At 58.7% G+C, this 26,707-nt stretch carries 21 protein-coding genes; 9 read left to right on the top strand and 12 right to left on the bottom strand.

What is annotated here, in order from left to right; translation table 11 throughout:
• Positions 1-44: 44 nt before the first annotated feature.
• Complete coding sequence (locus PVA19_RS20220; protein WP_274103960.1) at positions 45-1,301, bottom strand: NRAMP family divalent metal transporter; 1,257 nt, start codon at positions 1,299-1,301, stop codon at positions 45-47.
• A 259-nt stretch (positions 1,302-1,560) separates the two neighbouring features.
• Here PVA19_RS20220 and PVA19_RS20215 point away from each other — a divergent pair, with 259 nt between their 5' ends.
• Positions 1,561-2,226 (top strand): GntR family transcriptional regulator, encoded by a 666-nt coding sequence (locus tag PVA19_RS20215; RefSeq protein WP_062444172.1) that lies wholly within the window; start codon positions 1,561-1,563, stop codon positions 2,224-2,226.
• A 124-nt stretch (positions 2,227-2,350) separates the two neighbouring features.
• Here PVA19_RS20215 and PVA19_RS20210 read toward each other — a convergent pair whose 3' ends face one another.
• Positions 2,351-3,070 (bottom strand): outer membrane protein, encoded by a 720-nt coding sequence (locus tag PVA19_RS20210; protein ID WP_062443530.1) that lies wholly within the window; start codon positions 3,068-3,070, stop codon positions 2,351-2,353.
• 260 nt (positions 3,071-3,330) lie between these two features.
• Between PVA19_RS20210 and PVA19_RS20205 the strand changes: the two genes are divergently transcribed.
• The 3 genes from PVA19_RS20205 to pbpC are packed head-to-tail and all read left to right on the top strand — an operon-like array spanning position 3,331 to position 11,460.
• Positions 3,331-3,894: a GNAT family N-acetyltransferase gene (locus tag PVA19_RS20205; RefSeq protein ID WP_274103959.1), complete on the top strand. Its 564-nt coding sequence runs from the start codon at positions 3,331-3,333 to the stop codon at positions 3,892-3,894.
• A gap of 46 nt (positions 3,895-3,940) precedes the next feature.
• The gene (locus PVA19_RS20200; protein WP_274103958.1) at positions 3,941-9,379 is read left to right on the top strand and encodes an alpha-2-macroglobulin family protein; all 5,439 of its coding nucleotides are present in this window, start codon (positions 3,941-3,943) and stop codon (positions 9,377-9,379) included.
• Positions 9,379-11,460 carry a penicillin-binding protein 1C gene (gene pbpC, locus PVA19_RS20195; protein WP_274103957.1) on the top strand — a complete coding sequence of 694 codons (2,082 nt, stop codon included), beginning with the start codon at positions 9,379-9,381 and terminating at the stop codon, positions 11,458-11,460. The genes PVA19_RS20200 and pbpC overlap by 1 nt, the downstream gene beginning before the upstream one ends.
• Positions 11,461-11,497: 37 nt before the next feature.
• Here the strand turns inward: pbpC and PVA19_RS20190 are convergent, their stop codons facing one another.
• Together PVA19_RS20190 and PVA19_RS20185 are read right to left on the bottom strand one after the other, a co-directional pair.
• Positions 11,498-12,004 (bottom strand): cupin domain-containing protein, encoded by a 507-nt coding sequence (locus PVA19_RS20190; protein WP_144619876.1) that lies wholly within the window; start codon positions 12,002-12,004, stop codon positions 11,498-11,500.
• 246 nt (positions 12,005-12,250) lie between these two features.
• Positions 12,251-13,783 (bottom strand): YifB family Mg chelatase-like AAA ATPase, encoded by a 1,533-nt coding sequence (locus PVA19_RS20185; protein WP_274103956.1) that lies wholly within the window; start codon positions 13,781-13,783, stop codon positions 12,251-12,253.
• Positions 13,784-14,311: 528 nt separating this feature from the next.
• Here PVA19_RS20185 and PVA19_RS20180 point away from each other — a divergent pair.
• Entirely contained in the window at positions 14,312-15,346 is a 1,035-nt protein-coding gene (locus tag PVA19_RS20180) for an aspartate-semialdehyde dehydrogenase (RefSeq protein ID WP_112952777.1), read from the top strand.
• Positions 15,347-15,611: 265 nt separating this feature from the next.
• The gene (locus PVA19_RS20175) at positions 15,612-16,427 is read left to right on the top strand and encodes a lytic murein transglycosylase (protein WP_112520541.1); all 816 of its coding nucleotides are present in this window, start codon (positions 15,612-15,614) and stop codon (positions 16,425-16,427) included.
• 123 nt (positions 16,428-16,550) lie between these two features.
• Here the strand turns inward: PVA19_RS20175 and PVA19_RS20170 are convergent, their stop codons facing one another.
• From PVA19_RS20170 to PVA19_RS20160, 3 genes are all read right to left on the bottom strand, one after another.
• Positions 16,551-17,192 carry a carbonic anhydrase gene (locus tag PVA19_RS20170; RefSeq protein WP_274103955.1) on the bottom strand — a complete coding sequence of 214 codons (642 nt, stop codon included), beginning with the start codon at positions 17,190-17,192 and terminating at the stop codon, positions 16,551-16,553.
• Positions 17,193-17,258: 66 nt separating this feature from the next.
• Entirely contained in the window at positions 17,259-18,143 is an 885-nt protein-coding gene (gene pdxY / locus PVA19_RS20165; RefSeq protein WP_376784914.1) for a pyridoxal kinase PdxY, read from the bottom strand.
• A gap of 232 nt (positions 18,144-18,375) precedes the next feature.
• Entirely contained in the window at positions 18,376-19,566 is a 1,191-nt protein-coding gene (locus PVA19_RS20160) for a hypothetical protein (RefSeq protein WP_274103953.1), read from the bottom strand.
• A 225-nt stretch (positions 19,567-19,791) separates the two neighbouring features.
• Here PVA19_RS20160 and parC point away from each other — a divergent pair, with 225 nt between their 5' ends.
• Positions 19,792-22,047: a DNA topoisomerase IV subunit A gene (parC, locus tag PVA19_RS20155; RefSeq protein WP_062423532.1), complete on the top strand. Its 2,256-nt coding sequence runs from the start codon at positions 19,792-19,794 to the stop codon at positions 22,045-22,047.
• Positions 22,048-22,089: 42 nt separating this feature from the next.
• Here parC and PVA19_RS20150 read toward each other — a convergent pair whose 3' ends face one another.
• The 5 genes from PVA19_RS20150 to hemB all read right to left on the bottom strand — a co-directional run bounded on the left by PVA19_RS20150 (position 22,090) and on the right by hemB (position 25,186).
• Complete coding sequence (locus PVA19_RS20150) at positions 22,090-22,476, bottom strand: type II toxin-antitoxin system death-on-curing family toxin (protein ID WP_274103952.1); 387 nt, start codon at positions 22,474-22,476, stop codon at positions 22,090-22,092.
• Positions 22,473-22,694 carry an AbrB/MazE/SpoVT family DNA-binding domain-containing protein gene (locus tag PVA19_RS20145; protein ID WP_062423530.1) on the bottom strand — a complete coding sequence of 74 codons (222 nt, stop codon included), beginning with the start codon at positions 22,692-22,694 and terminating at the stop codon, positions 22,473-22,475. Before PVA19_RS20145 ends, PVA19_RS20150 begins: the two co-directional genes overlap by 4 nt.
• A gap of 60 nt (positions 22,695-22,754) precedes the next feature.
• The gene (locus tag PVA19_RS20140) at positions 22,755-23,513 is read right to left on the bottom strand and encodes an arginyltransferase (RefSeq protein ID WP_062600516.1); all 759 of its coding nucleotides are present in this window, start codon (positions 23,511-23,513) and stop codon (positions 22,755-22,757) included.
• A 136-nt stretch (positions 23,514-23,649) separates the two neighbouring features.
• Positions 23,650-24,108 (bottom strand): RDD family protein, encoded by a 459-nt coding sequence (locus PVA19_RS20135; RefSeq protein ID WP_062443497.1) that lies wholly within the window; start codon positions 24,106-24,108, stop codon positions 23,650-23,652.
• Between the two features lie 64 nt (positions 24,109-24,172).
• Positions 24,173-25,186, bottom strand: a complete 1,014-nt coding sequence (gene hemB, locus PVA19_RS20130; RefSeq protein ID WP_116492515.1) for a porphobilinogen synthase — start codon at positions 25,184-25,186, stop codon at positions 24,173-24,175.
• Between the two features lie 335 nt (positions 25,187-25,521).
• Between hemB and PVA19_RS20125 the strand changes: the two genes are divergently transcribed.
• Both PVA19_RS20125 and ldtR read left to right on the top strand, forming a co-directional pair.
• A complete protein-coding gene (locus PVA19_RS20125) occupies positions 25,522-25,959 on the top strand; it encodes a DUF6163 family protein (RefSeq protein WP_062444167.1) in 438 nt (145 codons plus the stop codon).
• Between the two features lie 233 nt (positions 25,960-26,192).
• Positions 26,193-26,702, top strand: coding sequence for a transcriptional regulator LdtR (gene ldtR, locus PVA19_RS20120; RefSeq protein ID WP_186330162.1), 510 nt, complete (start codon positions 26,193-26,195; stop codon positions 26,700-26,702).
• The last annotated feature ends 5 nt before the right edge of the window (positions 26,703-26,707 follow it).

Here is a 26,707-nt window from a genome sequence, read left to right as displayed (position 1 = left end):
GTGGCCACGCTCAGGCGGCCACGATGTTTTTCGTTCGTCGGCCGTTAGAGGCCGAGCAGGCCGAAGATGGTCCCTGCGGACTTGTAGCCCATGTACCATGTCAATGCGCAGGTCAGAACGCCAAGCCCAAGCAGGATGCGGGAATAGCGATGACCGCCCATCAGATCTTCGCGCTTCCATGCGGCAAACAGGAAGATGCTGAGACCGATCGGCAGGATGAGACCATTCAAGCCGCCGACGAAGACCAGCATGGCCGCTGGCGGTGTGGTGATCAGCAGGTAGGAGACGAGCGACACCGCGATGAAGATCACAGTTGCGATGTTACGGGCGTGCTCGCTCATGTCCTGCTTGAAGACGGGCAGGAAAGACACCGACGTATAGGCGGCGCCGATGACACTGGTGATGGCGGCTGCCCAGAAGATGATACCGAAAAGACGGAAGCCGAGATCGCCTGCCGCAGAGCGGAACGCCTGTCCAGCTGGATTGGCGGCTTGGCTGGAGGTATCGATGATCACACCGCTGGCGACGACGCCGAGGATGGCGAGGAACAGCACGTAGCGCATGATGCCTGTAACGGCGATGCCGGTGAGTGCTGCGCGGTTGACGGCAGGCAGATTTTCGATGCCGACCATGCCGCGATCCAGCAGGCGATGGGCGCCGGAATAGGTGATGTAGCCGCCAACAGTGCCGCCGACGATGGTGGTGATCGTCGCGAAATTGATCGTGTCAGGCAGGAAGGTTTGGCGGAACGCATCGCCGACAGGCGGCGCGGAAACAAAGGCCACATAGAGCGTCAGCACGATCATCAGGATGCCCGCGAATATGATGAAGCGGTCGACCGCCAGACCAGCGCGCTTGGACAGGAAGATGGCGATGGCAAAGACCGCACTGATGGCGCCGCCGATCTTCGGATCAAGGCCGAACATGGCGTTCAGGCCAAGGCCGGTGCCGCCAATGTTGCCGATGTTGAAGAAAAGGCCGCCGATGATGACGAGGATTGCAAGAAGATAGCCGGAGCCGGGAATGGCTGCATTGGCAATGTCTGATGCGCGCATACGCGTCAGCGTTACGATGCGCCAGATGTTGAGCTGAACGACGAAGTCGATGAGGATGGAAGCGAGAATGCCGAAGGCGAAGGCGGCACCCAGCTGAGTGGTGAATGTCGCCGTTTGCGTTATGAAGCCTGGGCCGATGGCGGGTGTCGCCATCAGGAAGATAGCCGATAGCAGTGCAAGGCGTGTGGACTTTGGCTTGGACGCAGCCGCGTTCGTGCGGCCGGGCGTTTGCTCGGTCTGCTGCATGAGAGTTTTCCTGTTCTTATCGTCACCCGCCCCTCGCGGATGCTTATGAGGTCATCATGGATGGTTTGTTTGTGATGTCAATATTGTTCAACAATTTTTTTGTTTTGTTCATTCATGCTTATATTCTTGGCGTCGAAAACAGCCTTCGGAGGGGACTTTGCCGTCCCGGCAGAGGCGTGGTTAAAGCCGTTGAAACTATTGCTTGATTCCGCCAGTCTTTTGTTATCTGAAGACGCCGCAAGAAGAAGCGAGGAAGCCTGTGACAGACACACGTGAAAGCATGCCGCTGTCCGACTGGATCGCCAAGCGCATCCGCCTCATGCTAATTTCGGGCGAACTCAGACCCGGCCAGCGCATATCCGAAGCAGCCTTCAGCGAGCATCTGGAAGTGTCCCGCAACTCTCTGCGCGAGGCCTTCCGTATCATGACGAAGGAAGGGCTGCTTCGCCACGAAACCAATCGTGGCGTCTTCGTCCAGACCCCGACCATGGCGTCGATCATGGATATTTACCGGGTCCGGCGCATGCTCGAATGCGGAGCGTTGCGTAAAGCGTGGCGCCTGCATGAATCGGTCAAGGTCATGCGTCAGGCCGTCGAGGAAGCCAAGCAAAAGCGGGAGCAGGAGCTTTGGGTCGATGTCGGCAGCGCCAATATGGCCTTCCACTCGGCTGTCGTCGCACTTGCCGATAGCGAGCGTTTGAGCGAGCTTTACGAAAGGGTGTCGGCCGAGCTTCGTCTGGGCTTTGCCCTGATCGAGGACCCGCGTCTGCTCCATTCACCCTTCGTCGACATGAATGACGAGATTGTCTCTTTGTGTGAAGAGGACAGGTTTGCAGAGGCAAGCGAGAAGATGGAAGACTATCTGCTGATCTCCGAGAATGGTCTTCTGAAAGCGTTCGGAAAGCTCTCAGGCAAGGCGCGGTAAAGCACACGGCCTTCCTGGAGTTAGCTTCCGCTCTTCCGCTCATCTAAGCTTCCAATCCGTCAATAGAAACAAAAAGGGGACCGCGCAGGACGCGATCCCCTCTTTTGTCATAGTCGATCGTCGATCAGAACTGGCGACGGAAGCCTGCGGTGATGGCGTGGCTCTTGAAATCCGTGCTGGAGACGGTGCCGTCCGTAGCAGTGAAGTCAAAGTTGTCGGCGCCTGTGTAACGATAGCCGATATCGAAGGTGGTGTTGGCAAACAGCGCGTTGTCACGCAGGAAGGAAATGGTGTTCAGCTCGATGCCGACGCCTGCATCCAGATGGTATGCGAATGCGGTGTCGCTGTCGTTCATGATCACGCCGGCACCAGCCGTGCCCTGGCGACGAAGCTTGAGGTTCATCGCGCCGATACCGCCACCGAAGTATGGCGTGAAGGCCGTGCCCGTCGGAACGTCGATGTAACCGTTGACATAGCCCTGGAAGTTGCGAGCCGAGCCGAAGGAACCAGCAGCGTCCACGCCGTTTACCGTGTGGGTGTCGACATCCGAGCGGCCGTAACCGACTTCGAGCTCGAGGCGTGGGGAAACGAAGTCGTAGGAACCGAAGCTGTAACCGACGCGGAATCCGCTGTAGTATCCGACATCGTAATCGGTGTTGACGCCAGCGCCGATAGTCGAGAAATTCGTGTCGTCCAGGAATGTCAGGCTGTTCAGGCTACCGATGTAAAAGCCGCCTGGATCGGCAACAACTGCCGGTTCGGTCTGAACGGCAAGGTCAGCCGCATAGGCGGTGGTGGAAGCAAGCGCTGTCATGAGTGCAGCAAGCTTGAAGACGTTTCTCATTAGAAAACCTTTCTGAATCGGCCCCCGCCGGTGTCCAGAGACTGCTTGCAACATCCTCCAATGTCCACGCCGCAGCTTTGATTTAGCACTTGATCGCAAGCTGAAACCGTCATCCCGTTGCAACATGGCAACGAATGGACGAAGTGACGTAAGGGAAGGACATTGACCAACTGCGGGCGACATAATGTGGTTGTTTTTTCACTAGATGGCCCCTTCCGACAATTTCACGCTAACAATCAGGACACCCTTGGGAGACGCAGATGGAAGAGATCAGAACTGAGCGCCTGGTGCTTAGAAACTTCAGGGCGCCAGACGCGCAGGACCTTTTTTCCTATCTGCGCGATCCGCGACCGAGTTGCTTTTTCTCACAGCGACTTCAAAATCTGGACGAAGCCGAGGCAGAGGCGATCAAGCGTGGCGGCTCCGATGAGTATATTGCCGTTTACTCAAGCGAGCACCGCAGAATGATTGGCGATCTTTTCGCCATAGCCGATGAGGAGGGCGATACGCTGTCCGTCGGTTGGAATTTCAACAGTGACTATGCAGGCCGTGGCTATGCTTATGAGGCGGCGCGCGCCATGTTCCGCTGGCTCTTCGATGAAAGGCAGATACGCCGCCTCTACGCCTATGTCGAGGACAACAACCTGGCTTCTCAGCGGCTGTGCGAAAAGCTTGGAATGCGTCGCGAAGGGCTTTTTCTCGAGTTCATCTCTTTCACCGAGGATGAGGCCGGGCACCCGCTTTACGAGAACACGATGCAATATGCACTTTTGCGCCGGGAGTGGCAGCACCAGATGCGAGGCTCCGTTGACAAAGAAGCTTGAATAGGACCAAAGTCGCGCCGATCATTGTGTTTTCGGGGAGAGACCGATGTCCTTTCGCGTCGTTTCGCACGCTTTTGCCCTTGTTCTTGCAGCATTTTCCGTCTCGCCGCTTCTGGCTGAGGATGCGCCGCGCAAGGTGGTAACAACCGCAAATGGCGACTATTTCGGTTTCGATCTGCGCACGGAACAGGATGTGTCTCTCGATCAGTGCAAGACCATCTGCATCGATGACAAGGGCTGCAAGGCCTTCACCTACAATCCCAAGGTGAAGTGGTGCTTCCTCAAATCGGACTATAATCAGCTCAATGCGTTTCCCGGCGCCGTTGCCGGGAAGATTGTGGAGGCGGCAAACGAGCCTGATCTCGGCGCGCCACAGCGTCTCTCCTTCGTCGAGGACAGCCTCTACCAGCAGGCCCGCAAGCTCAAGGCGGATTTGCCTGAGGCGGATGATACCCAAGGCCTTGAAGCGTTGCTATCGCAAGCACGCCAACAGGCGGTGCTCGATATCCCCCAGGCGGTGGAAATCTACAAGACGGCGCTATCGCTCAATCCTGAGAACGGCGCCTTGTGGGCGGAACTCTCTTCCGTCGAGGCGAAGGTCGAGAACAACTACCAGATCCTCGGCGAGGCACCGGCCGCAGCGCTCAACGCCTACCAGTTCAGCCGGGCACAGAGCGCCCGCCTGGCTGCGCTGAACCGGTTGGCTCAAGCCTTCGAGAAGGGCCAGAATTATCGCGCGGCGCTGAACGCCTACAAGGCCAGCCTTGCCCTTTCGGATGTCGCCAAGACGCGGGCGGCCTATAACGACCTTCGCACCCGCCAGGGCTTCCGCGTCATCAACAATACGGTCGACACCGACAGCGTGACGCCGCGCGCCTGCATCCAGTTTTCCGAACCGCTGGTGAAGAATGCCGACTACTCGTCCTTCGTGACGCTGGACGGCGCTGCTCCGAAAGCGCTCGAAGCCAAGGGTAGCGAAATCTGCGTCGAAGGTCTGACGCATGGGCAGAGATACAAGATCGCCCTTCGCGCCGGGCTGCCATCTTCCGTGGAAGAGCCGCTGGAAAAGCAGGTCGATCTCGATATCTATGTGCGCGACCGTTCCGGATCAGTTCGCTTTACCGGCGACAACTTCGTGCTTCCCGGAACCGCGCGCCGCGGCATTCCGCTCGTGTCGGTCAATATCGATCATGCCGATCTGAAGCTCTACCGCGTGGGGGATCGCAATATCACCGCGCTCTTGGCCAATTCTCAGTTCCTGACCCAGATGGACGGTTATGGTGGGGAGAAGATCGAGAACGAGCTGGGCGAACTCGTCTGGCAGGGCGGCATCGACATTCAGACGGAACTGAACAAGGACGTCGTCACCAGCTTCCCGGTGGACGAAGCACTGCCGGACCGCAAGCCTGGCATCTATGTCATGACCGCCGTGCCGCCAGGCACCGCAGCGGAGAATTGGGACGCGCGCGCCACCCAATGGTTCCTCGTTTCCGATACCGGCATCACCACCTATGCCGGCACCGACGGGCTGAATGTCTTCGTCCGGGCGCTCAGCAATGCCGAACCGCTGAAGGGCGTTTCGCTCCAGCTTCTCGCCAAGAACAACGAGGTGCTGGGTTCCGCCACCACCGATGCGGAGGGACGCGCGACGTTTTCCGCCGGTCTGATGCGCGGCTCCGCCGGCCAGGCACCTGCCATCATCACGGCGCGCAATGGCGAGAAGGACTACGTCTTCCTCGATATGACACGGGCGGGCTTCGATCTTTCCGATCGCGGTGTGACCGGTCGCGCCGCACCCGGCGCCATCGACGTGTTCAGCTGGACTGAACGCGGCATTTACCGCGCGGGTGAGACGGTGCATGCCGCAGCACTTTCGCGCGACATCGAAGGCAATGCGATCGAGAACCTGCCGCTGACCTTCATCTTCTCGAGGCCTGACGGCGTCGAGGATCGCCGCTTCGTCAGCGACGGCAAGGCGCTGGGGGGCCACGCGGTCGATCTGCCGCTGCAGGAAACCGCCATGCGCGGCACCTGGACGATGCGCATCTATACCGATCCGAAGGCAAGCGCGATCAGCGAACAATCCTTCCTGGTGGATGATTTCGTGCCGGATCGCACCGAGTTCGACCTCACCAGCGCGGCAAAAGAGATCGATCCGGCGGGCGAGACGACAATCGATGTCGATGGTCGCTATCTCTATGGCGCGCCGGCGGCGGGGCTTGAGCTTGAGGGCGAAATCGCCCTGAAGCCGTCGCGTACCAACCCGGCCTTCGAAGGATATCTCTTCGGCCTAGCGGATGAGGAGACCGAAGAAGAAAGCCGCACCACGCTCGATAATCTTCCGGTTCTGGATGAAAACGGCAAGGCAAGCTTCCCGGTGGAGCTTGGCGATCTTCCCTCCACCACGCAGTTTCTTTCGGCCAGCATCACCGTGCGCATGCGCGAGGCAGGTGGCCGTGCGGTGGAGCGCTCGCTGACATTGCCGGTCAAGTCCGACAGCAACATGATTGGCATCAAGCCGCAATTCTCCGGCGATCTGGCGGAAAACTCCATCGGGCGTTTCCATGTGATTGGGCTCGCGCCAGACGGCAACAGACAGGCGATGAACGGGCTTACCTGGAAGCTCATCAAGGTGGAGCGCAATTATCAGTGGTACAGGCAGGGTAATTCCTGGCGCTATGAGCCGGTGGTCCATACCAAGCAGGTGGAGACCGGCACGCTTTCGGTCACACCGGATGGAGCAGACATCTCCGTACCCGTGAACTGGGGTCGCTACCGGCTGGAGGTGGAAGCGCCGCAGAATGACGGCGCTGTCTCCAGCGTGGAATTCGATGCCGGCTGGTTCGTCAGCGCAAGCTCGACCGAAACGCCGGATGCGCTCGAAATTGCACTCGACAAACAGAGCTACGAGGTGGGCGAGACGGCCAAGCTTCAGGTCACATCCCGTTATGCCGGCCAGTTGATGGTTGTCTCCGGTTCCGAAAAGCTGATCTCGGTGCAGAATGTCGAGATCGGCGACAAGGGCGGCGAAGTCGAAATCCCGGTGACGGAAGATTGGGGCGCTGGCTCCTATGTAACCGCAACCCTGTTCCGTCCCGGCGACGCGCAGGAAAGCCGTATGCCGATGCGCGCCATCGGCGTGAAGTGGCTGGCGGTCGATCCGGGCGAGCGCAAGCTTGGCATCGCGCTCGATCTTCCCAAGCAGACATTGCCGAGGCAGGCGCTGCAGATTCCGGTGCATGTCTCCGGTGCGGGTGCGGGCGACAAGGCCTATGTGACGATTGCGGCGGTCGATGTCGGTATTCTGAACCTTACCCGTTACGAGCCGCCGAAGCCGGACGAGTGGTATTTCGGCCAGCGCAGGCTCGGCCTCGAAATTCGCGATCTCTATGGCCGCCTCATCGATGGTTCGCTCGGCGACACGGGGCGTCTGAGAACCGGTGGCGATGGCGGACAGGTTGCGCTTCAGGGCAGCCCGCCGAAGGAGAAACTCGTCGCGTTTTTTGCAGGCCTCGTAGAGCTGGATGCACAAGGCAAGGCAACGATCAGCTTCGATATCCCGCAGTTCAATGGCACGGCACGGGTTATGGCCGTTGCCTGGACAAAGACCGGCGTTGGCCACGCGGTCTCGGATGTCGTCATTCGCGATCCGGTGGTGGTGACGGCGAGCGCGCCGAAGTTCCTGAGCCCAAGCGACGTGTCGCAACTGCGCCTCGATATCGCCAATACCGATGGTGAGGCTGGCGATTACAAGATCGATGTCACCAGCAACATGGCCGTGACCGTGGATCAGGGCGAGTTTTCTCAAACGACGAGGCTGGAAAAGGGCGGCAAGACGTCCCTGACCGTGCCTTTGACGGGCGAGTTTCCCGGCGAAGGGCAAATTGCGATCAAGGTCAGCAACGCCAGCGGCGTCTCGCTGGAGCAGGCGCTGACCATTCCGGTGCGGCCATCGGTGCTTCCGGTCACGACACGCCGCAACATCAAGATCGCGCCCAACAGCAGTCTGACGGTGGACGGCAACCTATTGGCCGACAGCATGCTGGTCGGCTCATCGGTCTCGGTCAACGTTACCCGCTCTCCGGCGTTCGACGTCCCCGCTTTGATGATGATGCTGGACAAATACCCCTATGGCTGCGCCGAACAGACGACGAGCCGGGCTCTACCTCTGCTTTACGCATCCGAACTGATGAAGGACAGCGGCGGCAAGGACGATCCGGAATTGCGCAAGCGGGTGCAGGACGCGATCTACCGGGTGCTCTCCTTCCAGTCGAGCGCCGGTGGTTTCGGTCTATGGTCTCCCGGCGAAGGGGATTTATGGCTTGATGCCTACATCTCCGATTTCCTGACGCGGGCACGTGAGCAGTCCTATGATGTGCCGGAAGCAGCGATGGTGCAGGCACTCACCAATCTGCAAAACGGTCTTGCCTATGACAGCAACGTCAAGGACCGCGGCAACGAGATCGCCTATTCGCTCTATGTGCTGGCGCGCAATCGCAAGGCTGCGATCAACGATCTGCGCTACTATTCCGATACGGCCTTGAACGAGTTCCCGACACCGCTCGCCAAGGCACAGGTCGCGGCAGCCCTCTCGCTTTATGGCGATGCTGCGCGCGCCAAGTCCGCGTTCGGGGCATCCTTGAGCATGGCATCCTCGAGCGCGAACGTAACGCTGGCGCGTGCCGATTACGGTTCGGCTCTTCGTGACGGCGCTGCGTCCCTGGCGCTGGCGGCCGAAAGCCGTCCGGTCCCCGCGGTTGTGTCCCAGCTTGCGGGTGTCGTGTCCAAGGACTTCGAGTCCAAGAGCTACACCAGCACGCAGGAGCAGGCCTGGATGGTTCTCGCCGCGCGCGCCTTGAAAGGCGAGGACAAGGATATTCGCCTGGATGTGAACGGCAGCCTGCAGCAGGGCGGCTTCAGCCAGCGCATGAGCGGTGATGAGTTGCTTCAAGCGTCGCTGAATGTCACCAACGCTTCGGCAGATCCGGTCACGGCGGTCGTCACCACCGTTGCGCCTCCGTCCAAGCCGCTTCCGGCAGGCGGCGAGGGCTTCACCATCGACAAGACCTATTACTCGATGGATGGCGAAGAGGTGAATGTCAGCGAGGCAGAGCAGAACCAGCGTTACGTCGTAGTGCTGAAGGTCATTCCGCAAAACGACTGGCAGGCGCGCATTCTGGTGACCGATCTTCTGCCGGCCGGTTTCGAGATCGACAATCCGAGCCTCGTCAACAGCGCGACGCTCACAAACTTCGATTGGCTGCCGGAAACCGAAGCGGCGCATACGGAATTCCGTTACGACCGCTTCGTGGCCGCATTCGACAGAACGGCGGGCGACACCTCTGAAATCACGCTCGCCTATGTGGTTCGGGCCGTGACACCCGGCACTTACGACAACCCGGCGGCGAGCGTGGAGGACATGTACCGTCCGCAGTTCTCCGCTCGCACGGCAACCAGCAAGATGGAGGTTCGCGCAGCGCAGTAATGAGGGGTTGGCGCAGCTTCTTCTTCGGCTTTGCTCTGGCGGCATCGGTAACCGGTGCCGCCATCTACGGGCTTGACCGTCTGGATCGCGCCTATCCGCCGCCGCTAGACAATGCGCGTATCGTCTCTCAGGAACTGGTGGATGCCGATGGCAATCTTCTGCGCGCCTTCGCCACGCCCGATGGACGCTGGCGCTTGCAGACGACCGCGGCCGAGGTCGATCCACAATTCATCAAGATGCTGATCGCCTATGAAGATCAGCGATTTTACGACCATCATGGCGTGGACATTCAGGCGCTCGGTCGTTCCGCCTGGCAGTTGCTGACCAATGGTCGCATCGTTTCCGGTGCCTCGACCTTGTCGATGCAGGTTGCGCGCCTGATCGAGCCTCGGGCAGACCGCTCCTTCAGCGCCAAGTTTCGCCAGATGCTGCGCGCGGTGCAGATCGAACGCCGGCTGAGCAAGGACCAGATCCTCGAACTCTATCTCAACATCGCCCCCTATGGCGGCAATATCGAGGGCGTGCGTGCAGCAAGCCTCGCATGGTTCGGCAAGGAGCCACGGCGGCTGGATACGGCGGAAGCCGCGCTTCTTGTCTCCCTGCCGCAACTCCCCGAAAAGCGCCGACCAGATCGTTTTCCCGACGCCGCGAAAGAGGCCCGCGAGCGCGTGTTGCAGAGACTGGCCGTGGCACGCATCGTCGGAGAGAGCGAGGCGGAGCGCGCATCTGCCGCCGCTGTTCCCCGGGATCGATTGGCGCTCCCGGCTTTCGCACCCCATCTGGCGCAAGCCGCGCGGACAAAATTTCCGCGCCAGCATGTCATCGGCTCGACCTTGCGGCGTGGCATCCAGAGCGAACTCGAAGCCTTGGCGCGGCATGCCGCAGACAAGATCGGCGACAAGGTTTCGGTCGCCATCGTCATGGCGGACAGCACGACAGGCGACATTCTCGCCGATGTCGGCTCGGCCGATTTCCTTGATAGCTCCCGGAGGGGCTGGGTGGAGATGAGCCGCGCGATCCGCTCGCCCGGCTCGACGCTAAAGCCCTTCATCTATGGACTGGCCTTCGAGAATGGCCTGGTGTCGCAGGAAACCATCATTGAGGACCGACCGGCAGATTTCTCCGGCTATCGACCGCGCAACTTCGATATGCAGTATCAGGGCGATGTCAGTATCCGGCAAGCTTTGCAACTGTCTCTCAACGTGCCTGCGGTGAAGCTTTTGGATGCCGTCAGTCCTGCCGCTTTGATGGTGCGTTTCAGACGCGCCTCGGTCAATCTCGCACTGCCGAAGTCTGAGCCACCGGGTCTTGCCATCGCGCTTGGTGGTGCTGGCGTGTCCCTGGTCGACCTCGTGCAACTCTATGCCAGCCTCGCCAATCAGGGGCAGCCGGTGAAGCTCGGTGATGGCGTGAGAAACACGCCGGAGATTCTCGACGTCGAACCGATCTTTTCGCGCAGCGCCATCTGGAACATCACGGATACGCTTTCCGGCGTTCTGCCACCGCTTGGCATGAAGCAGCGTGGCATCGCCTATAAGACCGGCACCAGCTATGGCTACCGCGATGCGTGGTCGGTGGGTTTCGACGGCCGCTATGTCATCGGTATCTGGGTCGGCCGGGCCGATAATGGTTCGGTCCCGGGAATTGCGGGCTACGCCACTGCCGCTCCCATTCTCTTCGATGCCTTTGCCAAATCCGGCGTGGCGATCACGCCCTTCGCAGCCACACCAAGCGGCGTGATGCGCTTGAGCTACAGCGATCTGCCAGCCAACCAGCGACGCTTCACCACGACCGCGAGCGGACTTCTCTCAGCGTCGCGACGCGAATCTTCGCCCGTGATCGTGTACCCGCCGGAAGGCGCGCGCGTCGAACTTTCAGACAGCGCTGGCGCTCTCTCGCCGCTGGTTCTCAAACTTCAGGGCGGTCGGGCGCCATTCCGCTGGCTCGCCAACGGCAAGCCGCTGCCGGACCTGACGCGCCGCCGCAGCAATGAGTGGACGCCGGAGGGGCAAGGCTTCTTCACGCTTACCGTCATCGACGCCGATGGCCGGGCGTCGAGCGTACGCATCTTCGTGCAATGAAGTATCCTCGCTCGTGTGAACGATGGCGCTGGCTATTTCAGAGCGAAGGCGTTCTTGCCGGAAGAATCCGGTTCTTGACGCTATAGGCAAGCGCAAGCGCCGTCGGGAAGGGCCTGCGCAGGAAAGCGACCTTGCGAACATAATTGTCCACCCGCCACGTGGCCCAGGTGCCAGCCTTGAAGTAGGCTACATCGCCGGCGTAAAGATGATGCACGGAACCATCGGCTGCCGTCACATGCACGTCGCCCTCGATGATGTGAACGGTCTCATCCCACATGAAGAACCAACGGAATGTGCCCGCCGTGCAGTCCCATAACGCGGTATAGGCAGCTCGATCGCCGCTGCGGGAATGATCCGCCATGCGCGCCTGCGGATCACCGCCAATAATCCACTCCGGATTGATCGGTGCGGGCTTCATCTCCATCCGATCTGAAGCAGCCGAAACCACCGGCCGGGTCCGTCTCCGCCCCATAGCAATCGGCATGAGCGGCACAGTCCGCGACGCCATCGCAATAGCGGTCGCAATCATCATCTTAACAACCATCTTCGGTCCCCACCTTGATCGCTAACATCGTAGCAATGACGGGTGAGCAAAAGCTTCACAAATTATGTTGAATTGGAACTATCTCCATCCCTTAAGTGACGGAAAAAGGCGAGATGCTTCAATCTGGTGCTTATATTTGCTACGTCCACGCAAGACTTCGTCTACAATATGAATATATACTGATATAAGCTCATGCCTTGTATTGAATAATTCAACCAATGCTTTTACAGCATCATCTGAAAAGCGTTAAGCCGCAGCCGAAAGCCGCTCACCCGCGATTCGGTAGGAAATCGCTTCTGCCAGATGCAGGCGCCCTACAACGGGCTTATCGTCGAGATCGGCAAGTGTTCGCGCGACCTTCAGGATGCGGTGATAGCCTCTGGCGGAGAATTTCAGCTTCTCTGCGGCGTCGCGCAAAAGCTGGAGGCCGGCTGCGTCTGGTTCGGCGCATTTTTCGATGAGTGCCGTGGTGCAGCGCGCATTGGTGCGAATGCCTTGGAAGCCGGCGGCTGCGAAGCGTTCTTCCTGCATCTGGCGGGCACGCGCAACGCGGCGGGCAACATCGGCGCTGGCTTTGGCTGCCATCGGGCGGATAAGGTCTGCGGCCGAGACGGCGGGGACTTCGATCCGGATATCGATGCGATCCATCAGCGGGCCGGAAATACGCGCCTGGTAATCGGAAACGCATCTTGGACCGCGTGCACAGGTGAAGCCCGGTTCACCGGCCATGCCGCATTTGCAGGGGTTCATGGCGGCCACCAGCTGGATTTCGGCGGGATAGCTGACGCGATGATTGGCGCGCGCGATGATGCATTCGCCGGTCTCGAGCGGCTGGCGCAGAGCATCCAGCACCTGCGGGGAGAATTCGGGGAACTCGTCGAGAAACAACACGCCATGGTGAGCAAGTGAGGCTTCACCCGGCTTGGCTCGCAAGCCGCCGCCGACAAGCGCTGCCATGGTGGCGGAGTGGTGCGGGGTTCTGAACGGGCGCCGATTGGAGAGCTTGCCACCGGAAAGTTGTCCTGCGATCGAATGTATCATCGACACTTCGAGCAGTTCCGAAGCCGACAGTGGCGGCAGGATGGAGGGGAGGCGGGAGGCCAGCATGGACTTGCCGGAGCCGGGCGGGCCGACCATCAAGAGATTATGCCCACCAGCCGCTGCGACTTCCAGCGCGCGCTTGGCGCTTTCCTGACCCTTGATGTCGGCGAGATCGGGAAGATTATCAGGATTGGCGCGAATGGCCGGAACCGGTCTCGACAGAAGTTGCGTGCCGCGAAAATGGTTGGCGATAGCAATCAAGCTGCGCGGGGCGAGGATATCGATCTCAGCACCTGCCCACGCCGCCTCCGGACCGCTATCGGCTGGGCAGATCAGACCTTTGTCTTGAGCGTTGGCGGCAATGGCTGCCGGGAGAGCACCGGCAACAGCGCCGATCGTGCCATCGAGATTGAGTTCGCCCAACACGACAAAGCGTGTCAGCGCTTCGGCGGGAATGGCGCCGAGGGCTGCCATCAGGCCGAGCGCTATGGGGAGATCGAAGTGCGAGCCTTCTTTCGGCAGATCAGCGGGAGCGAGATTGACCGTGACCTTCTTGGCAGGCATGGCGAGACCTGATGCGTGGAGGGCTGCCTGTACCCGTTCACGGCTTTCGGCCACTGCCTTATCGGGCAAGCCGACGATCTGCATGCCGACCTTGCCAGGTGCCACCATGACCTGAACTTCGACAGGCACACCCTCGATGCCCTGAAACGCAATAGTATTGACGCGCGCTACCATGAAATGGCCCCCACAGCCGTAATCGCCGTCCGCACGGCTCTACCAGATCGCGTCCACAACTTGGCACAGGGATGAGAATAAAACAAGAACATGAGGGTGAGATTCAGTGGGCCAGAATGACAGCGGCGTTCGAAGTGGCGAATGCGGCAGTCTGTCCGACAACCAGTTGGCGCACGCGGCGCTCGGCGCACCGGCATCAATCCGTCATCGAAAAGACGCGAGACCTGTCCGTAAGCAGTTATGTTTGCGCTTGACAGAAAAGACAAACCTCCTAATAGCTTTCGCACGAAAAGGAGCGCACTGTTCATGCGGCATGTCCAGCACATGATTGTCATGCAAAGCCCGGCGGGTTCAGCCGGCGATCCTGCGCGCCTTTCTTATTCCATCCGAATTACGGCCAAAACGACGATTAAAACCGTCTGACGTCTCTGGCCCGCCGCTCTCTCCCCGGTTTGGCCGGGGAAAGGAAGCCGCAGTTTCGCGGCTCCCCCTCACCAAAAAGAGGAGAGGCAGAAAGAGAGCTTGATCATGGGTTTCAAAGTTGCAATCGCAGGCGCCACCGGCAATGTCGGGCGCGAAATGCTGAACATCCTGGCGGAACGTGGTTTCCCGGCGGATGAAGTTGTTCCTCTGGCTTCCGCACGCAGCCAGGGCACGGAAGTGTCCTATGGCGACCGCACGCTGAAGGTTTCCAATCTCGAGAATTACGATTTCTCCGATACCGATATCTGCCTGATGTCGGCCGGTGGCGATGTATCGAAGAAGTGGTCTCCGAAGATCGGTGCGCAGGGTTGCGTCGTTATCGATAACTCGTCTGCCTGGCGCTACGATCAGGACGTTCCGCTGATCGTTCCGGAAGTGAACGCCGATGCGGTAGAAGGCTTCAGAAAGAAGAACATCATTGCCAACCCGAATTGCTCCACGGCGCAGCTTGTCGTCGCTCTGAAGCCGCTTCACGATGCCGCCAAGATCAAGCGCGTTGTCGTCTCCACCTACCAGTCCGTCTCCGGTGCAGGCAAGGAAGGCATGGACGAGTTGTTCCAGCAGACCCGCGCCGTCTTCGTGGCCGATCCGGTCGAAACCAAGAAGTTCACCAAGCGCATCGCCTTCAACGTCATTCCGCATATCGATGTCTTCATGGAAGACGGTTATACCAAGGAAGAGTGGAAGGTTCTGGCAGAAACCAAGAAGATGCTGGACCCGAAGATCAAGGTCACTTGCACCGCTGTGCGCGTTCCCGTCTTCATCGGCCACTCGGAATCGGTCAATATCGAGTTCGAAAACGAAATCACCGCCGATCAGGCGCGTGATATCCTGCGCGAAGCACCCGGCTGCCTCGTCATCGACAAGCACGAAAATGGCGGCTACATCACGCCAGTCGAGTGCGCTGGTGAAGATGCGACCTATATTTCGCGCATCCGCGAGGACGCAACCGTTGAAAACGGCCTCAACATCTGGGTCGTTTCCGACAACCTGCGCAAGGGTGCGGCACTGAACGCCGTTCAGATCGCCGAACTTCTGATCAACCGTGGTCTGATCAAGCCACGCAAATCCGCTGCGTGATACGGTTTTTTAACAACTATTAACTATAACCCGTCCGTTACTTTCGAGAATGGGCGGGTTTCCAATCTTCGTGCCTATCACAGCCAGTTCATTTGCTGGTTATGAAGACGAACGGCAATTTGTGCCTTTCAATTCTCGCTAGTGGAATGAATTTGACGTTTGATACCCATCTGCGGTGATCTTGAGGATCAAATGTCACAGTCGGACCATTAGAAAGGCGAACATGGCGAGGGGCTGTCCCTCACTCTATCAAAGGCAGATACGGATGCGGGCAATAAAGGCTTTTTCCCTTGGTGCGACGGCAGTTGCGATACTGGCGGCGACGCCGCTTCAGGCGGCGCAATGCGGCAATACCTCGGCTGGTTTCGGCAACTGGGTGCAATCCTTCAAGCAGGAAGCGGCGGGCCGCGGCGTCAGCCCGGCAGTGCTTGATCGCGCTTTCTCCAACGTCAACTACAACCAGGCGACGATCCGCGCGGACCGCGGTCAGCACAGCTTCAAGCTTTCCTTCGATCAGTTCATGCAAAAGCGCGGTGGCCAGGCCATCATTTCACGCGGCAAGGCGATGAAGAAGAACAATGCGGCGCTGTTTGCCAATATCGAGCGCGCCTACGGCGTTCCGGCCGGCCCGCTTCTGGCGATTTGGGGCATGGAAACCGGTTTCGGCGGGTTCATGGGCAACCAGCACACACTGTCTGCCGTCGCGACGCTCTCTTATGATTGTCGCCGTTCCGACTATTTCACCGAGCAGCTTTACGCAGCCTTGAAGCTGGTGGGCAATGGTTCGCTCAACATCAACGCCAAGGGCGCAGCCCATGGCGAAATCGGCCAGACCCAGTTCCTGCCGCTTAACGTCGTGCGCTATGGCGTCGACTTCGATCGCGATGGTCGCATCGATCTCGTCGGATCGCGCGCCGATGCGCTGGCTTCGACCGCAAACTTCCTTGCTGGACATGGCTGGCAGCGTGGCGCCGGTTATCAGCCGGGCCAGCCAAGCTTTGCCGCGATCCAGGGCTGGAACGCAGCGACTGTCTATCAGCAGGCGATTGCCTACATCGGCAAGGCGATCGACGGGCAATAGTCGCGGTCAAAGCCGTTTGTAGAGCGGCTGGCGTGACATGATCCTCTACTTAAAGCGCCGTGTGTCCTATTGGACGCACGGCGCTTTACCTTTTGAGTTGAAGCACGGTGTTGTAGCCGGGGATCACGCTTCCGGACGACGGAAATCGCCGGTCTTGCTGTCCATCACCCACAATTCGCCAGTCGAGATATCGAACCAGGCGCCGTGCAGTTTCACTTTGCCTGCGGTCTCCTGCGCCTTGACGAAGGGGAAGCCACGGAGATTGTGGATGGAATTGCGGATGGAGACGCGCTCAAGCGCCGTCTGCCGTTCGCCTGAGGTCATCACATCATTGCTCTGGATTTGCTCGGCGGCGGATTTGACGAGGTTCATCCATTTGCCGATGAAATCGCCAGGCGAGAGCGACTCGAAATTCGGGTCAAGCGCCGCCTGGATGCCGCCACAGCGGCCGTGGCCCATGACCACGATGTCCTTCACCTTCAGAACCTGGACAGCATATTCGATGGCAGCCGAGGTTGCGTGATACTGGCCGTCCGGCTCGAAAGGCGGCACCATGTTCGCTACATTGCGCATGACGAACAACTCACCCGGGCCGCAATCGAAGATCGTTTCGGGTGCCGAGCGGGAGTCGCAACAGGCAATGAACAAGGTCTGCGGTTTCTGGCCGCTATCGGCAAGAGTGCGGTATCGGTCGCGTTCACCGGCATAACGGCCGCTCATGAAGTTCTTGTAGCCGTTCAGAAGATAATCTGGAAAATCCTTCATTCGATCTCGCAGTGCCGTTGGTCGCTACCGGGAACGCCTCGTCATGAAGCGCATGAAACTTGACCGCTATTTGCCCTTGCTTCGGGAAGGATGCAAGAGATGGCGCATCTGAACCATCGCCATGGGTGTGGAAAGGCTTGACGCATCTGTTTCGAGCGTCAGCTCGTTGGCGCCGCGCTTCATGGTGCGGGCCAGAATTTCAAAAACGCTGGCGGTTGCCAGTTGCAGTGCCTTTTCGTCATCCACGCCTTGAAGAACGCGGGCGAGAAAGACTGCCGCAAGCAGGTCGCCAAGTCCGTTCGGCACGTTTTCGATGGCGCGGTGTTCGGCAAGCAGCGCATGGCGTCCGCTGAGGAACAGATTGCCAATACCGTTTGCCATCATCGGAACAGCGGAGGTAACGAGCATCTTCGGCGGACCGAGCGCAAGGGCCGCATCCATGATCTCGCCATTGGTGTCGAGCTCAGCACCGCTCATCCAGGCCAGTTCATAGCGATTGGGCGTGGAAACGGTTGCAAGCGGCACGAGTTCGTCGCGTATTGCTTCAGCGGTTTCGATCGGGACATAAAGCCCGCCCTTGTCTCCCATGACGGGGTCGCAGACATAGATCAGATCGGGGTTGTTTTCTCTCAACGTGCGGATCAAACGCGCGACCGAACGCACCTGGTCGGCGCTGCCGAAATAGCCGGTGAGAACCGCTTTGACTTCTCCACGCCATTTCGATGCTGCCAGATCTCCCATGGCCGCATCGAAGGCCTCGCCATCGAAACGAAGACGGGTGGAGGGGCCTTGGCCGGGATGCCATGGCATCACGATCGTGGGCACAGCCCAGACAGGAAAGCCGAGCGTCTCCAGGCCAAAGACGGCAGCCCGATTGCCCACCGAGCCGCGCATGACATGGCTGGAAATGACGATGACGGAGCCGCTGATATTGTCTTGCACGAATGTCATTCCTTCATTGAAGGATCGGAGAGGCACACACTCTCTCACCCTAAGCAGAGGTATCGAAGTTTTTTAGGTTTTAGAGGGAGCGACATAGGGGCGCAAGGTCAGGACGTTTGGGATGGTTTCGAAGGAACGGATGACCTCAGGCTTTGCTGGTTTAGAGCTCACGCGGTCCCGCTTGCTAACCTGCGTAGCAGGAAAAAGCCCCGAACGATTGATCCGGGGCTTGTGGAAGAGACTATTGGTTGGCGGTGACGGTGACGCCCAGAACGCTCGGAACTGTGTTCGGCGCTCCCATTGCCGCGCCCATGATCATCGGGAAGGGAACGGGCTTTGCCGGCGCTGCCGAGATCGTGAAGTTCTTCGGGTCGTCGACATAGGTGTTCACAGCCGCAGATACGGCGTTCTGCAGTTCCGGAATGTTGAGCTGCGCGATCATCATAGGCGCCATGCCCTTGATCATCTGGGAAAGCTGCTCGCTCGTCGTGCCCTGCTCCTTGGCGGCGTAATCGATACCGCGCTTGGTAATGCCGGCATCATCAAAGCTGATCTTGGCATTGTTGAAGGTCAGCTGCTGCATGAGACCAAGCATGGCAAGGCCAAAGGCCTGATCTGCCTGTTCCTTGTTGGGGTTGGCTTCCTGCGCCTTGACGGCATCCTGCATCGACTTGATGAAAGCCATCGTATAGCCGGAGATGCTGAAGCTCATATCCAGGCGACCGACATTCTCGACGTCGATCGAGTATTCGTCGACATTGATCGTGCCGGGTGCAACTTCCCACGAACCGTTGACGGTGAGGTCGCCGCTCAAAGATTTCAGCTGAAGCGCGTCGATCGCCTCTTTCGACTTCGGATCGGTAACGCCGCTCAGATCGCCCTTGAAGCCCTCTGCGGTGAGATCGAAGCTAAGCGTGCCGCCATCTTCGCTCTTGGTCATCGTGGCATTGCTCTCGGCGATGGAGAACGCTTCCTTGCCATCGATCTTGACCGAGGCCGGACCGGTATGGGCTTCATCGTAAAACAGCATGGCATCGACTGTGTTTGCCGTTGCATCAGCTGGAACCACAACGCCAGTCATGTAAAGGTCGTCGATGGTGATCGCTACCTTTTCCTTGGCGTAGTTGACGTTCTCGAAGCTCATCTTCTCAATGGTGTAGCCGCCATTGTCCTCTTCAACGCCTTCGAGCGTGACGTTGCCAATCGGAAACTGCTGTGCCGGGTCAATGCCGCTGCCTATGACGACGCCGGACAGCGTGACATTGTCGCCGTTGGTGGCGACGGACTTGGCTGTGATTTCTGCGCCTTGCACGTGGTAGGCAGCATTCATTTTCTTCAGCACATCGGCGCCATCCAGGGCGAAAGCCGGAGACGCAAATGCCAGTACGGCTGCGCTGGCAAACAGGAAATTCCGTGTGGTTTCAAGTCTCATTCTGTCTCTTCCCTTAAGGCGCGAACATCCGCAACAAGAATAGGCACATCACGCGTTCATATATGCAGCACGAGCGCGATTGACCGAAGTGGTACTGCGCAACGAATGGCTGAATTGCGGCACAAAAACAAGGTTGCATAAAAATATAGGCTTAACGCTTGTCATCCACAGCGCAGAAAGCCCGGATTTCTTGCCGTAACCGCCTATTTCCGATAGGCAGTCGCCATGGGAAAAAATCTTAATCCGCCATCGGGCGGAGACGACGATCATATTGTGCCGGTCGATTTGAAGGCGGCGCTCGAAGAGCGTTACCTCGCCTATGCGCTATCGACCATCATGCACCGCGCGCTTCCGGATGTTCGTGACGGATTGAAGCCCGTTCATCGACGCATCGTGCATGCCATGAGCGAGATGGGTATTCGTCCCAATTCCGCGTTCAAGAAATGCGCCCGTATCGTCGGCGATGTCATGGGTAAATTCCACCCGCATGGCGATGCGTCGATCTACGATGCGCTCGTGCGACTTTCGCAGGATTTTGCCATTCGCTACCCGCTGGTTGATGGCCAGGGTAACTTTGGCAACATCGACGGCGATGGCGCAGCTGCCATGCGTTACACCGAAGCGCGTATGACCGATGTCGCGGCTCTGCTTCTGGAAGGCATCGAGCAGGACGCAGTCGATTTTCGTCCGACCTACAACGAAGAAGACGAAGAGCCGGTGGTTATGCCCGGCGCGTTTCCGAACCTGCTGGCCAATGGCTCCTCCGGCATTGCAGTCGGCATGGCGACATCCATCCCGCCGCACAATGCCCATGAAATCTGCGACGCGGCTCTTCATCTGATCAAGCATCCGGATGCGAGCGTCGAGAAGCTGTTGGAATTCATTCCCGGTCCCGATCTGCCGACAGGCGGCATCATCATCGAAAGCCGCGAGAATATTCTCGAGGCGTACAAGACCGGTCGTGGCGGTTTCCGCGTCCGTGCCAAATGGGAAACGGAAGATCTCGGCCGTGGCGGTTACCAGATCGTCATTACCGAAATTCCGTTCCAGGTGCAGAAGTCGCGGTTGATCGAAAAGATCGCCGAACTGCTGCTGGCCCGCAGGCTGCCGCTTCTGGAAGACGTGCGCGACGAATCCGCTGAAGACGTTCGTATCGTTCTGGTGCCGAAAAACCGCACGGTGGACGCGACACTGCTGATGGAATCGCTTTTCCGTCTGTCGGATCTGGAAAGCCGCATTCCGCTGAACATGAACGTGCTGTCGCTGGGCCGCGTGCCCAAGGTCATGGCGCTGAACGAGGTGCTGACCGAGTGGCTGGCCCACCGCAAGGAAGTTCTGGTTCGCCGCTCGAAGTTCCGCCTGGCGGCCATAGACCGTCGCCTGGAAATTCTCGGCGGCCTGCTGATCGCCTATCTCAATATCGATGAGATCATCCGCATCATCCGGGAAGAGGACGAGCCGAAGCCGGTGATGATGGCGCGATTTGGACTGACGGATAACCAGGCCGAAGCCATTCTTAACATGCGCCTTCGCTCTTTGCGCAAGCTGGAAGAATTCGAAATCCGTACGGAATTCGACGAACTCAGCAAGGAAAAGGGCGAGATCGAATCCCTCTTGGCATCCGACGAGAAACAGTGGCAGGCGGTCTCCTGGGAGATCGGCGAGGTCAAGAAGAAATACGCCAAGGCAACCGAACTCGGCCGCCGCCGCACGCAGTTTGCCGATGCGCCGAATGCCGATGTCGAAGCCATCCAGCAGGCAATGATCGAGAAAGAGCCGGTCACGATCGTCATCTCGCAGAAGGGCTGGATCAGGGCGTTGAAGGGCCATATGTCCGATACGTCGAGCCTGACCTTCAAGGAAGGCGACGGGCCGAAGCTGGCCTTCCCGGCGCAGACGACCGACAAGCTGCTTCTCGTGACCACCGGCGGCAAGGTCTATACGCTCGGCGCTGATAAGCTGCCTGGCGGCCGCGGCCACGGCGAGCCGGTACGCATCATGGTGGATATGGAAAATGATCAGGACATCCTGACCGCCTTTGTCCACGACGCATCCCGCAAGTTGCTGATCGTCTCGACCGGCGGCAATGGCTTTGTCATCCCGGAAACGGAAATGGTCGCCAACACCCGCAAGGGCAAGCAGATCATGAACGTCTCCATGCCGGATGAAACCAAGCTCGTGGTACCCGTCATCGGCGATCACGTCGCTGTCGTCGGCGAGAACCGCAAGATGCTGACCTTCCCATTGTCGCAAGTGCCGGAAATGTCGCGTGGCAAGGGTGTCCGCCTGCAGCGTTACAAGGATGGCGGCGTGTCGGATGTGAAGTGCTTCGCGATCGCGACCGGTCTTTCGTGGGAAGACAGCGCCGGGCGCTCCTTCTCCAAGGTCGGAGACGAGCTGCTTGAATGGATGGGCGATCGCGCCGGTGTCGGCCGCAGCGTTCCAAAGGGCTTCCCGCGCAGTGGTAAGTTCGGCGGCTAAAGTTGATAAATGACAGCTTCCGGGGACGGAAGCTGTCATCAATTAGCGGAATGCTACGGTGTGATCGTTGAAGAACGCGGTGATGCCCTTTTCGTCTATTTCACCCGCCGCCACGGCCAGAACGAATGCGATGACGGTGCTTTGATCGGCGACAATTTCGTAGCCATTGATCAGCAAGAACGTATAGGCGGCCAGAAAGCCGGTGCGCTTATTTCCATCAGAAAAAGGGTGGTTGCGGGCAATACCGAAGAGATATGCCGCAGCGAGCGCCATTAAATTTTCTTCGCCATACACCGCTTTGTTGACGGGCCGCGCCAGCGCCGCTTCAAGCGCGTTGTCATCCTTCAATCCAGGCAGACCACCATGTGCTTCGATCTGCTCTTGATGAATGATGGTTATGGCTGCTTTGGAGAGCCACTTGATCGTCACTTAGCAAGCTCCCGCAGGGCAACCTTGTACTTTTCCATGCCGCGACGAGCGGCTGCCAGTTGCTCTTGAAGATCAGATTGCTCTGGGACGAGCTCCAATTTCTGCCCGTCTTCACTCAATGTCAGGACATCGCCAGCCTTGACTCCAAGGCGATCCAGAACCTCTTTGGGAATGATGATCCCTTCCGAATTGCCAATCTTGCGAACCGTCACATTCATCTCAAACACTCCGTTATAACGCTGTTATAACATAATTTGAGAGATGCGGCAATGAGAGGGTTAAACCGTTTCTGGCGTGTATAATTCCCAGCCGCGCGGCGTCAGGTGCTCTTGGGGATGATACCGCGTCTTGTATCCCATCTTGTCTGAGCCATCGACCCAGTAGCCCAGATAGACATGAGGCAGACCAAGCGTGCGGGTGCGGGCAATGTGATCCAGGATCATGAAGGTGCCAAGCGAGCGCTTCTCGAGATCGGGATTGAAGAAGGAATAGACCATGGAGAGGCCGTCGCTCATCATGTCCGTGAGCGCAACAGCGATCAGCTCTCCGCGCTTGCTGTCATCGATACTCGCACCCGGTTCTCGCTTTCGATACTCGATGATGCGCGTGTTGACATGGGTGTCTTCCACCATCACCGCGTAGTCGAGCGCCGACATATCCGACATGCCGCCTGATGTATGACGCCGATCGAGGTAGCGGCGGAAGAGCGAGAACTGTTCGGTGGATGGTTCGGCCCGGTGAACCGTCGCCACGAGATCGTTATTCGTCGCCATTATTCGCCGCATCGACTTCGTTGGCGTGAAGCCATCGGCCAGGATTCTGACGGAGACGCAGGCACGGCAATTCTCGCAGGCAGGACGATAGGCGATGTTTTGAGAGCGACGAAACCCGCCCTGGGTCAGCAGGTCGTTCATCTCGGGCGCGCGAGGCCCCACTAGATGCGTAAAAACCTTCCGTTCCAACTGGTTCGGAAGATAGGGGCAAGTGGCCGGTGCGGTGAGATAAAATTGCGGAGAAGGCGTCGTCTGCGTGTTCATCGAACCCAATCGCTCCCTTCGCAAGCCAACCTTCTATGTCAGAATGACAAAAAGGTGGAAAACGTCAACTCTCGAAGAGACCTGTCAATAAAATTGAAGCCGCTGGAGCGGCTTCAATGCGTTTCGCTCTGAATTCCTAACGGGTTCTGATCGTCACTGTTCCCAGAAGGAAGTCGTGGACCAGTCTCGAGCGCTCGGTAAACAGGCCTGCCAGCAGGATAAGCGGCGTCAGGATCGAGTTGATAATCCAGAAGAGCGCGATATGAGCGGTCGAGATCAGGAAGTCGATTCGACGACCGTCAAGGCGCGCCATCTGAATGCCGGCAACCCGCATGCCAGGGGTGGCCTGCGCGGCGCTGCCAAGCGTCATGCCGAAATAGAGGATGGCGACGATGAAGAACAGCGCGGGAAAGAGCATGAAGCCAAAGCCGAGCGTCAGGATGCCGAGAAAGAACACGATCACGGCTGCCGGAATGCACAGCAGAAGCACCATCACATAGTCGATGATGAACGCCACGACGCGACGGCTCAGCACGCCCTCATAGGCGCGCCAGTCCTCGGTCGGAACGTAGGTCGGGTTCGGGTTGAAGCTCATCGGCGGTTTCTCCTTTTCAGCAAAGATATGGTGTGGACCGCCGCAAATGCAATGAGCCCACTCCTCAGCCCTTTGCGAGCTTTTTCGCCACGTCGACGGCGAAGTAGGTGAGGATTCCATCGCAACCGGCCCGCTTGAAGCAGAGCAGGGTTTCCATCATCACCCGGTCGCCATCGATCCAGCCATTCATCGCCGCCGCCTTGATCTGCGCATACTCGCCCGAGACCTGATAGGCGAAGGTGGGAAGGCCGAAAGCATCCTTCAACCGCCAACAGATGTCGAGATAGGGAAGGCCGGGCTTCACCATCAGCATGTCGGCGCCTTCTTCCACGTCGAGAGCGGCATCCCGCATCGCTTCTGTGCCGTTTGCCGGGCTGATGTAATAGCTGTTCTTGTCGCCTTTCAGCAGGCCGCTGGTGGAAATCGCCTCGCGATAGGGCCCGTAGAAACCCGAGGAGAACTTCGTCGCATAGGCCATAATGCCGACGCCCTGATGGCCCGCCGCATCAAGCCCACGGCGGATCGCGCCGATCCGGCCGTCCATCATTTCGGAAGGGGCGATGATATCCGCACCCGCATCCGCCTGCATGACAGCGGCTCTCACCACCTGGTCGACCGTTTCGTCATTGACGATATCGTCGCCGCGCAGGATCCCGTCATGCCCGTGGCTGGTGAAGGGATCGAGCGCCACATCGGTGATCACGCCGATATTGGGAACCGCCCTCTTGATCGCTGCCGTGGCCTGGTTGATCAGGTTATTGGCTTCCAGCACCTGGGAGCCCGTCTCGTCTCGCAGTTCCATTTCAATATTGGGGAATGTCGCAAGGGCAGGGATGCCGAGATCGGCGGCTTCCCTGGCTGCTTCGACCAGCTTGTCGACGCTCATGCGATTGACGCCGGGCATCGAGGGGATGGGATCGACGATGTTCGTACCGGGAACGACGAAGACCGGCCAGATCAGATCATCAACCGTCAGCTGGTTCTCGCGCACGAGCCTGCGTGTCCAGTCGGCCTTGCGGATGCGCCGCATGCGGCGGTGGCCAGTAATGTGATCTACCAGATGAGTCTTGTCGGTCATGTCTTTTCCTCAAAAGCCTGTCCGGTGGATCTGGTCCCTCGGCCATGCTCTCTTATGATGTTTCCGTCTGTATTTTGGAAGCTGCGCGTGAACGTGGCTTCGATAGAACGCCAGAGTGTGATGATGGCATAACATAGGAGAAGTGGTATGCGAATGCGACGGTCTGAACCACGGTCGGCTCGAAATTCCTGAGCGCTTTTCGATACGGGCGATCCGCCATGTCCTGACGTTTGAGCGCCGTAAAAGGAGCACTGCGGGCCGTGCCGCTCAACAGGGCTGTGACCTCCCGCAATTATCCATTGGCAGGAGCCACGCCAGAAACGTATCTTCGCGCCATGGAACCTGATTCTCCACCGCACCCGAAGCTGCCTTTGACGGAAATCCTCTACTTTGTCTTTCTCAGACTGGTGGCGGCTTCCTGTTTCTGGTTCGGACTGCAGTACTGGGCGATGCTGACGGGTTATACGCTGAGCGGCCACGCTCGCTTCGATATGCTCAATCTTCCCTGGCGGGTTGCGGGTACCGGGTTGGCCGTCGTCTTTCCGGTGGCTGCCCTTGGACTGTGGCTTGGCGTGTCGTGGGGCGCCGTCATCTGGGTTATCGGCGCGGGTGCGCAGATCGCCATGTACAAGGTGTGGCCCAATATCTTCGGCAGCAACACGCTGGTCCCGGTCATGCACTGCATCGTGGCAACTGTTTATATACTATTCCAGGTCGCTTTCTGGCTGGATGCGCGCCAAAATGACGAGCGCGCAAGGATTGATTCACCATAATAATAAAGCTGTTGCGGCCTGATTTTCCGGAAATTTATTGGCTAAGCTATTGATTCAATTGGCGCGGATAATTCCGTGCCGCTGCCCGTTGCTCCTGGGCTCGTGGGCGCCGACATCCGGTAACCACTCGTTAATGATGCATTTTAAGTAGAATTTTATGCGCATTGCTTAGGTTTGCTCTCAAGGCGGGAAACAAAATCAACACCGCCAAACAAAACAGTGAGGCAGTCATGATCAATAGCAAAGCAAAGCCACAGGCAGTTGTAACCGACGTACAGGAAGAAGCCATCCGTTCGCTCTACATGGAGTCTCTCCATCTCGTCGAACGCCTGCACCGCCGCCTTCTCGATGTCATCAAGGACGAGTTCGACCGTCAGGGTCGCGATGACGTCAACGCCGTCCAGGCACTCCTGCTCTTCAACATCGGCACCTCCGAACTGACCGCCGGCGAGCTTCGCTCGCGTGGCTACTATCTCGGCTCCAACGTTTCCTACAACGTCAAGAAGCTGGTCGACCTCGGCTTCATCAACCACCAGCGCTCGCGCATCGACCGTCGCTCGGTTCGCATTTCGCTGACCGACAAGGGCCAGGACATCGCCGAAACGGTCGCTCGCCTCTATGAGCGTCACATCGGCTCGATCGAAAAGGTCGGCGGCATCGGCACCGGCGAATTTGCCGAAATGAACAAGCTGCTCCAGCGCCTCGACCGCTTCTGGAACGACTCGATCGCATATCGCCTCTAATAGGT

It is taken from the genome of Agrobacterium sp. CNPSo 3708 (genome assembly GCF_028674915.1).
Lineage (GTDB): Bacteria > Pseudomonadota > Alphaproteobacteria > Rhizobiales > Rhizobiaceae > Agrobacterium > Agrobacterium cavarae.
This window is presented reverse-complemented; position numbering and strand designations above follow the sequence as displayed.

Excerpts from the sequence above, each read along its gene's own strand:
- PVA19_RS20220 (WP_274103960.1), bottom strand. The coding sequence starts at position 1,301 with ATGCAGCAGACCGAGCAAACGCCCGGCCGCACGAACGCGGCTGCGTCC.
- PVA19_RS20210 (WP_062443530.1), bottom strand. The coding sequence starts at position 3,070 with ATGAGAAACGTCTTCAAGCTTGCTGCACTCATGACAGCGCTTGCTTCC.
- PVA19_RS20205 (WP_274103959.1), top strand. The coding sequence starts at position 3,331 with ATGGAAGAGATCAGAACTGAGCGCCTGGTGCTTAGAAACTTCAGGGCG.
- PVA19_RS20200 (WP_274103958.1), top strand. The coding sequence starts at position 3,941 with ATGTCCTTTCGCGTCGTTTCGCACGCTTTTGCCCTTGTTCTTGCAGCA.
- pbpC (WP_274103957.1), top strand. The coding sequence starts at position 9,379 with ATGAGGGGTTGGCGCAGCTTCTTCTTCGGCTTTGCTCTGGCGGCATCG.
- PVA19_RS20190 (WP_144619876.1), bottom strand. The coding sequence starts at position 12,004 with ATGGTTGTTAAGATGATGATTGCGACCGCTATTGCGATGGCGTCGCGG.
- PVA19_RS20185 (WP_274103956.1), bottom strand. The coding sequence starts at position 13,783 with ATGGTAGCGCGCGTCAATACTATTGCGTTTCAGGGCATCGAGGGTGTG.
- PVA19_RS20180 (WP_112952777.1), top strand. The coding sequence starts at position 14,312 with ATGGGTTTCAAAGTTGCAATCGCAGGCGCCACCGGCAATGTCGGGCGC.
- PVA19_RS20175 (WP_112520541.1), top strand. The coding sequence starts at position 15,612 with ATGCGGGCAATAAAGGCTTTTTCCCTTGGTGCGACGGCAGTTGCGATA.
- PVA19_RS20170 (WP_274103955.1), bottom strand. The coding sequence starts at position 17,192 with ATGAAGGATTTTCCAGATTATCTTCTGAACGGCTACAAGAACTTCATG.
- pdxY (WP_376784914.1), bottom strand. The coding sequence starts at position 18,143 with ATGACATTCGTGCAAGACAATATCAGCGGCTCCGTCATCGTCATTTCC.
- PVA19_RS20160 (WP_274103953.1), bottom strand. The coding sequence starts at position 19,566 with ATGAGACTTGAAACCACACGGAATTTCCTGTTTGCCAGCGCAGCCGTA.
- parC (WP_062423532.1), top strand. The coding sequence starts at position 19,792 with ATGGGAAAAAATCTTAATCCGCCATCGGGCGGAGACGACGATCATATT.
- PVA19_RS20145 (WP_062423530.1), bottom strand. The coding sequence starts at position 22,694 with ATGAATGTGACGGTTCGCAAGATTGGCAATTCGGAAGGGATCATCATT.
- PVA19_RS20140 (WP_062600516.1), bottom strand. The coding sequence starts at position 23,513 with ATGAACACGCAGACGACGCCTTCTCCGCAATTTTATCTCACCGCACCG.
- PVA19_RS20135 (WP_062443497.1), bottom strand. The coding sequence starts at position 24,108 with ATGAGCTTCAACCCGAACCCGACCTACGTTCCGACCGAGGACTGGCGC.
- hemB (WP_116492515.1), bottom strand. The coding sequence starts at position 25,186 with ATGACCGACAAGACTCATCTGGTAGATCACATTACTGGCCACCGCCGC.
- PVA19_RS20125 (WP_062444167.1), top strand. The coding sequence starts at position 25,522 with ATGGAACCTGATTCTCCACCGCACCCGAAGCTGCCTTTGACGGAAATC.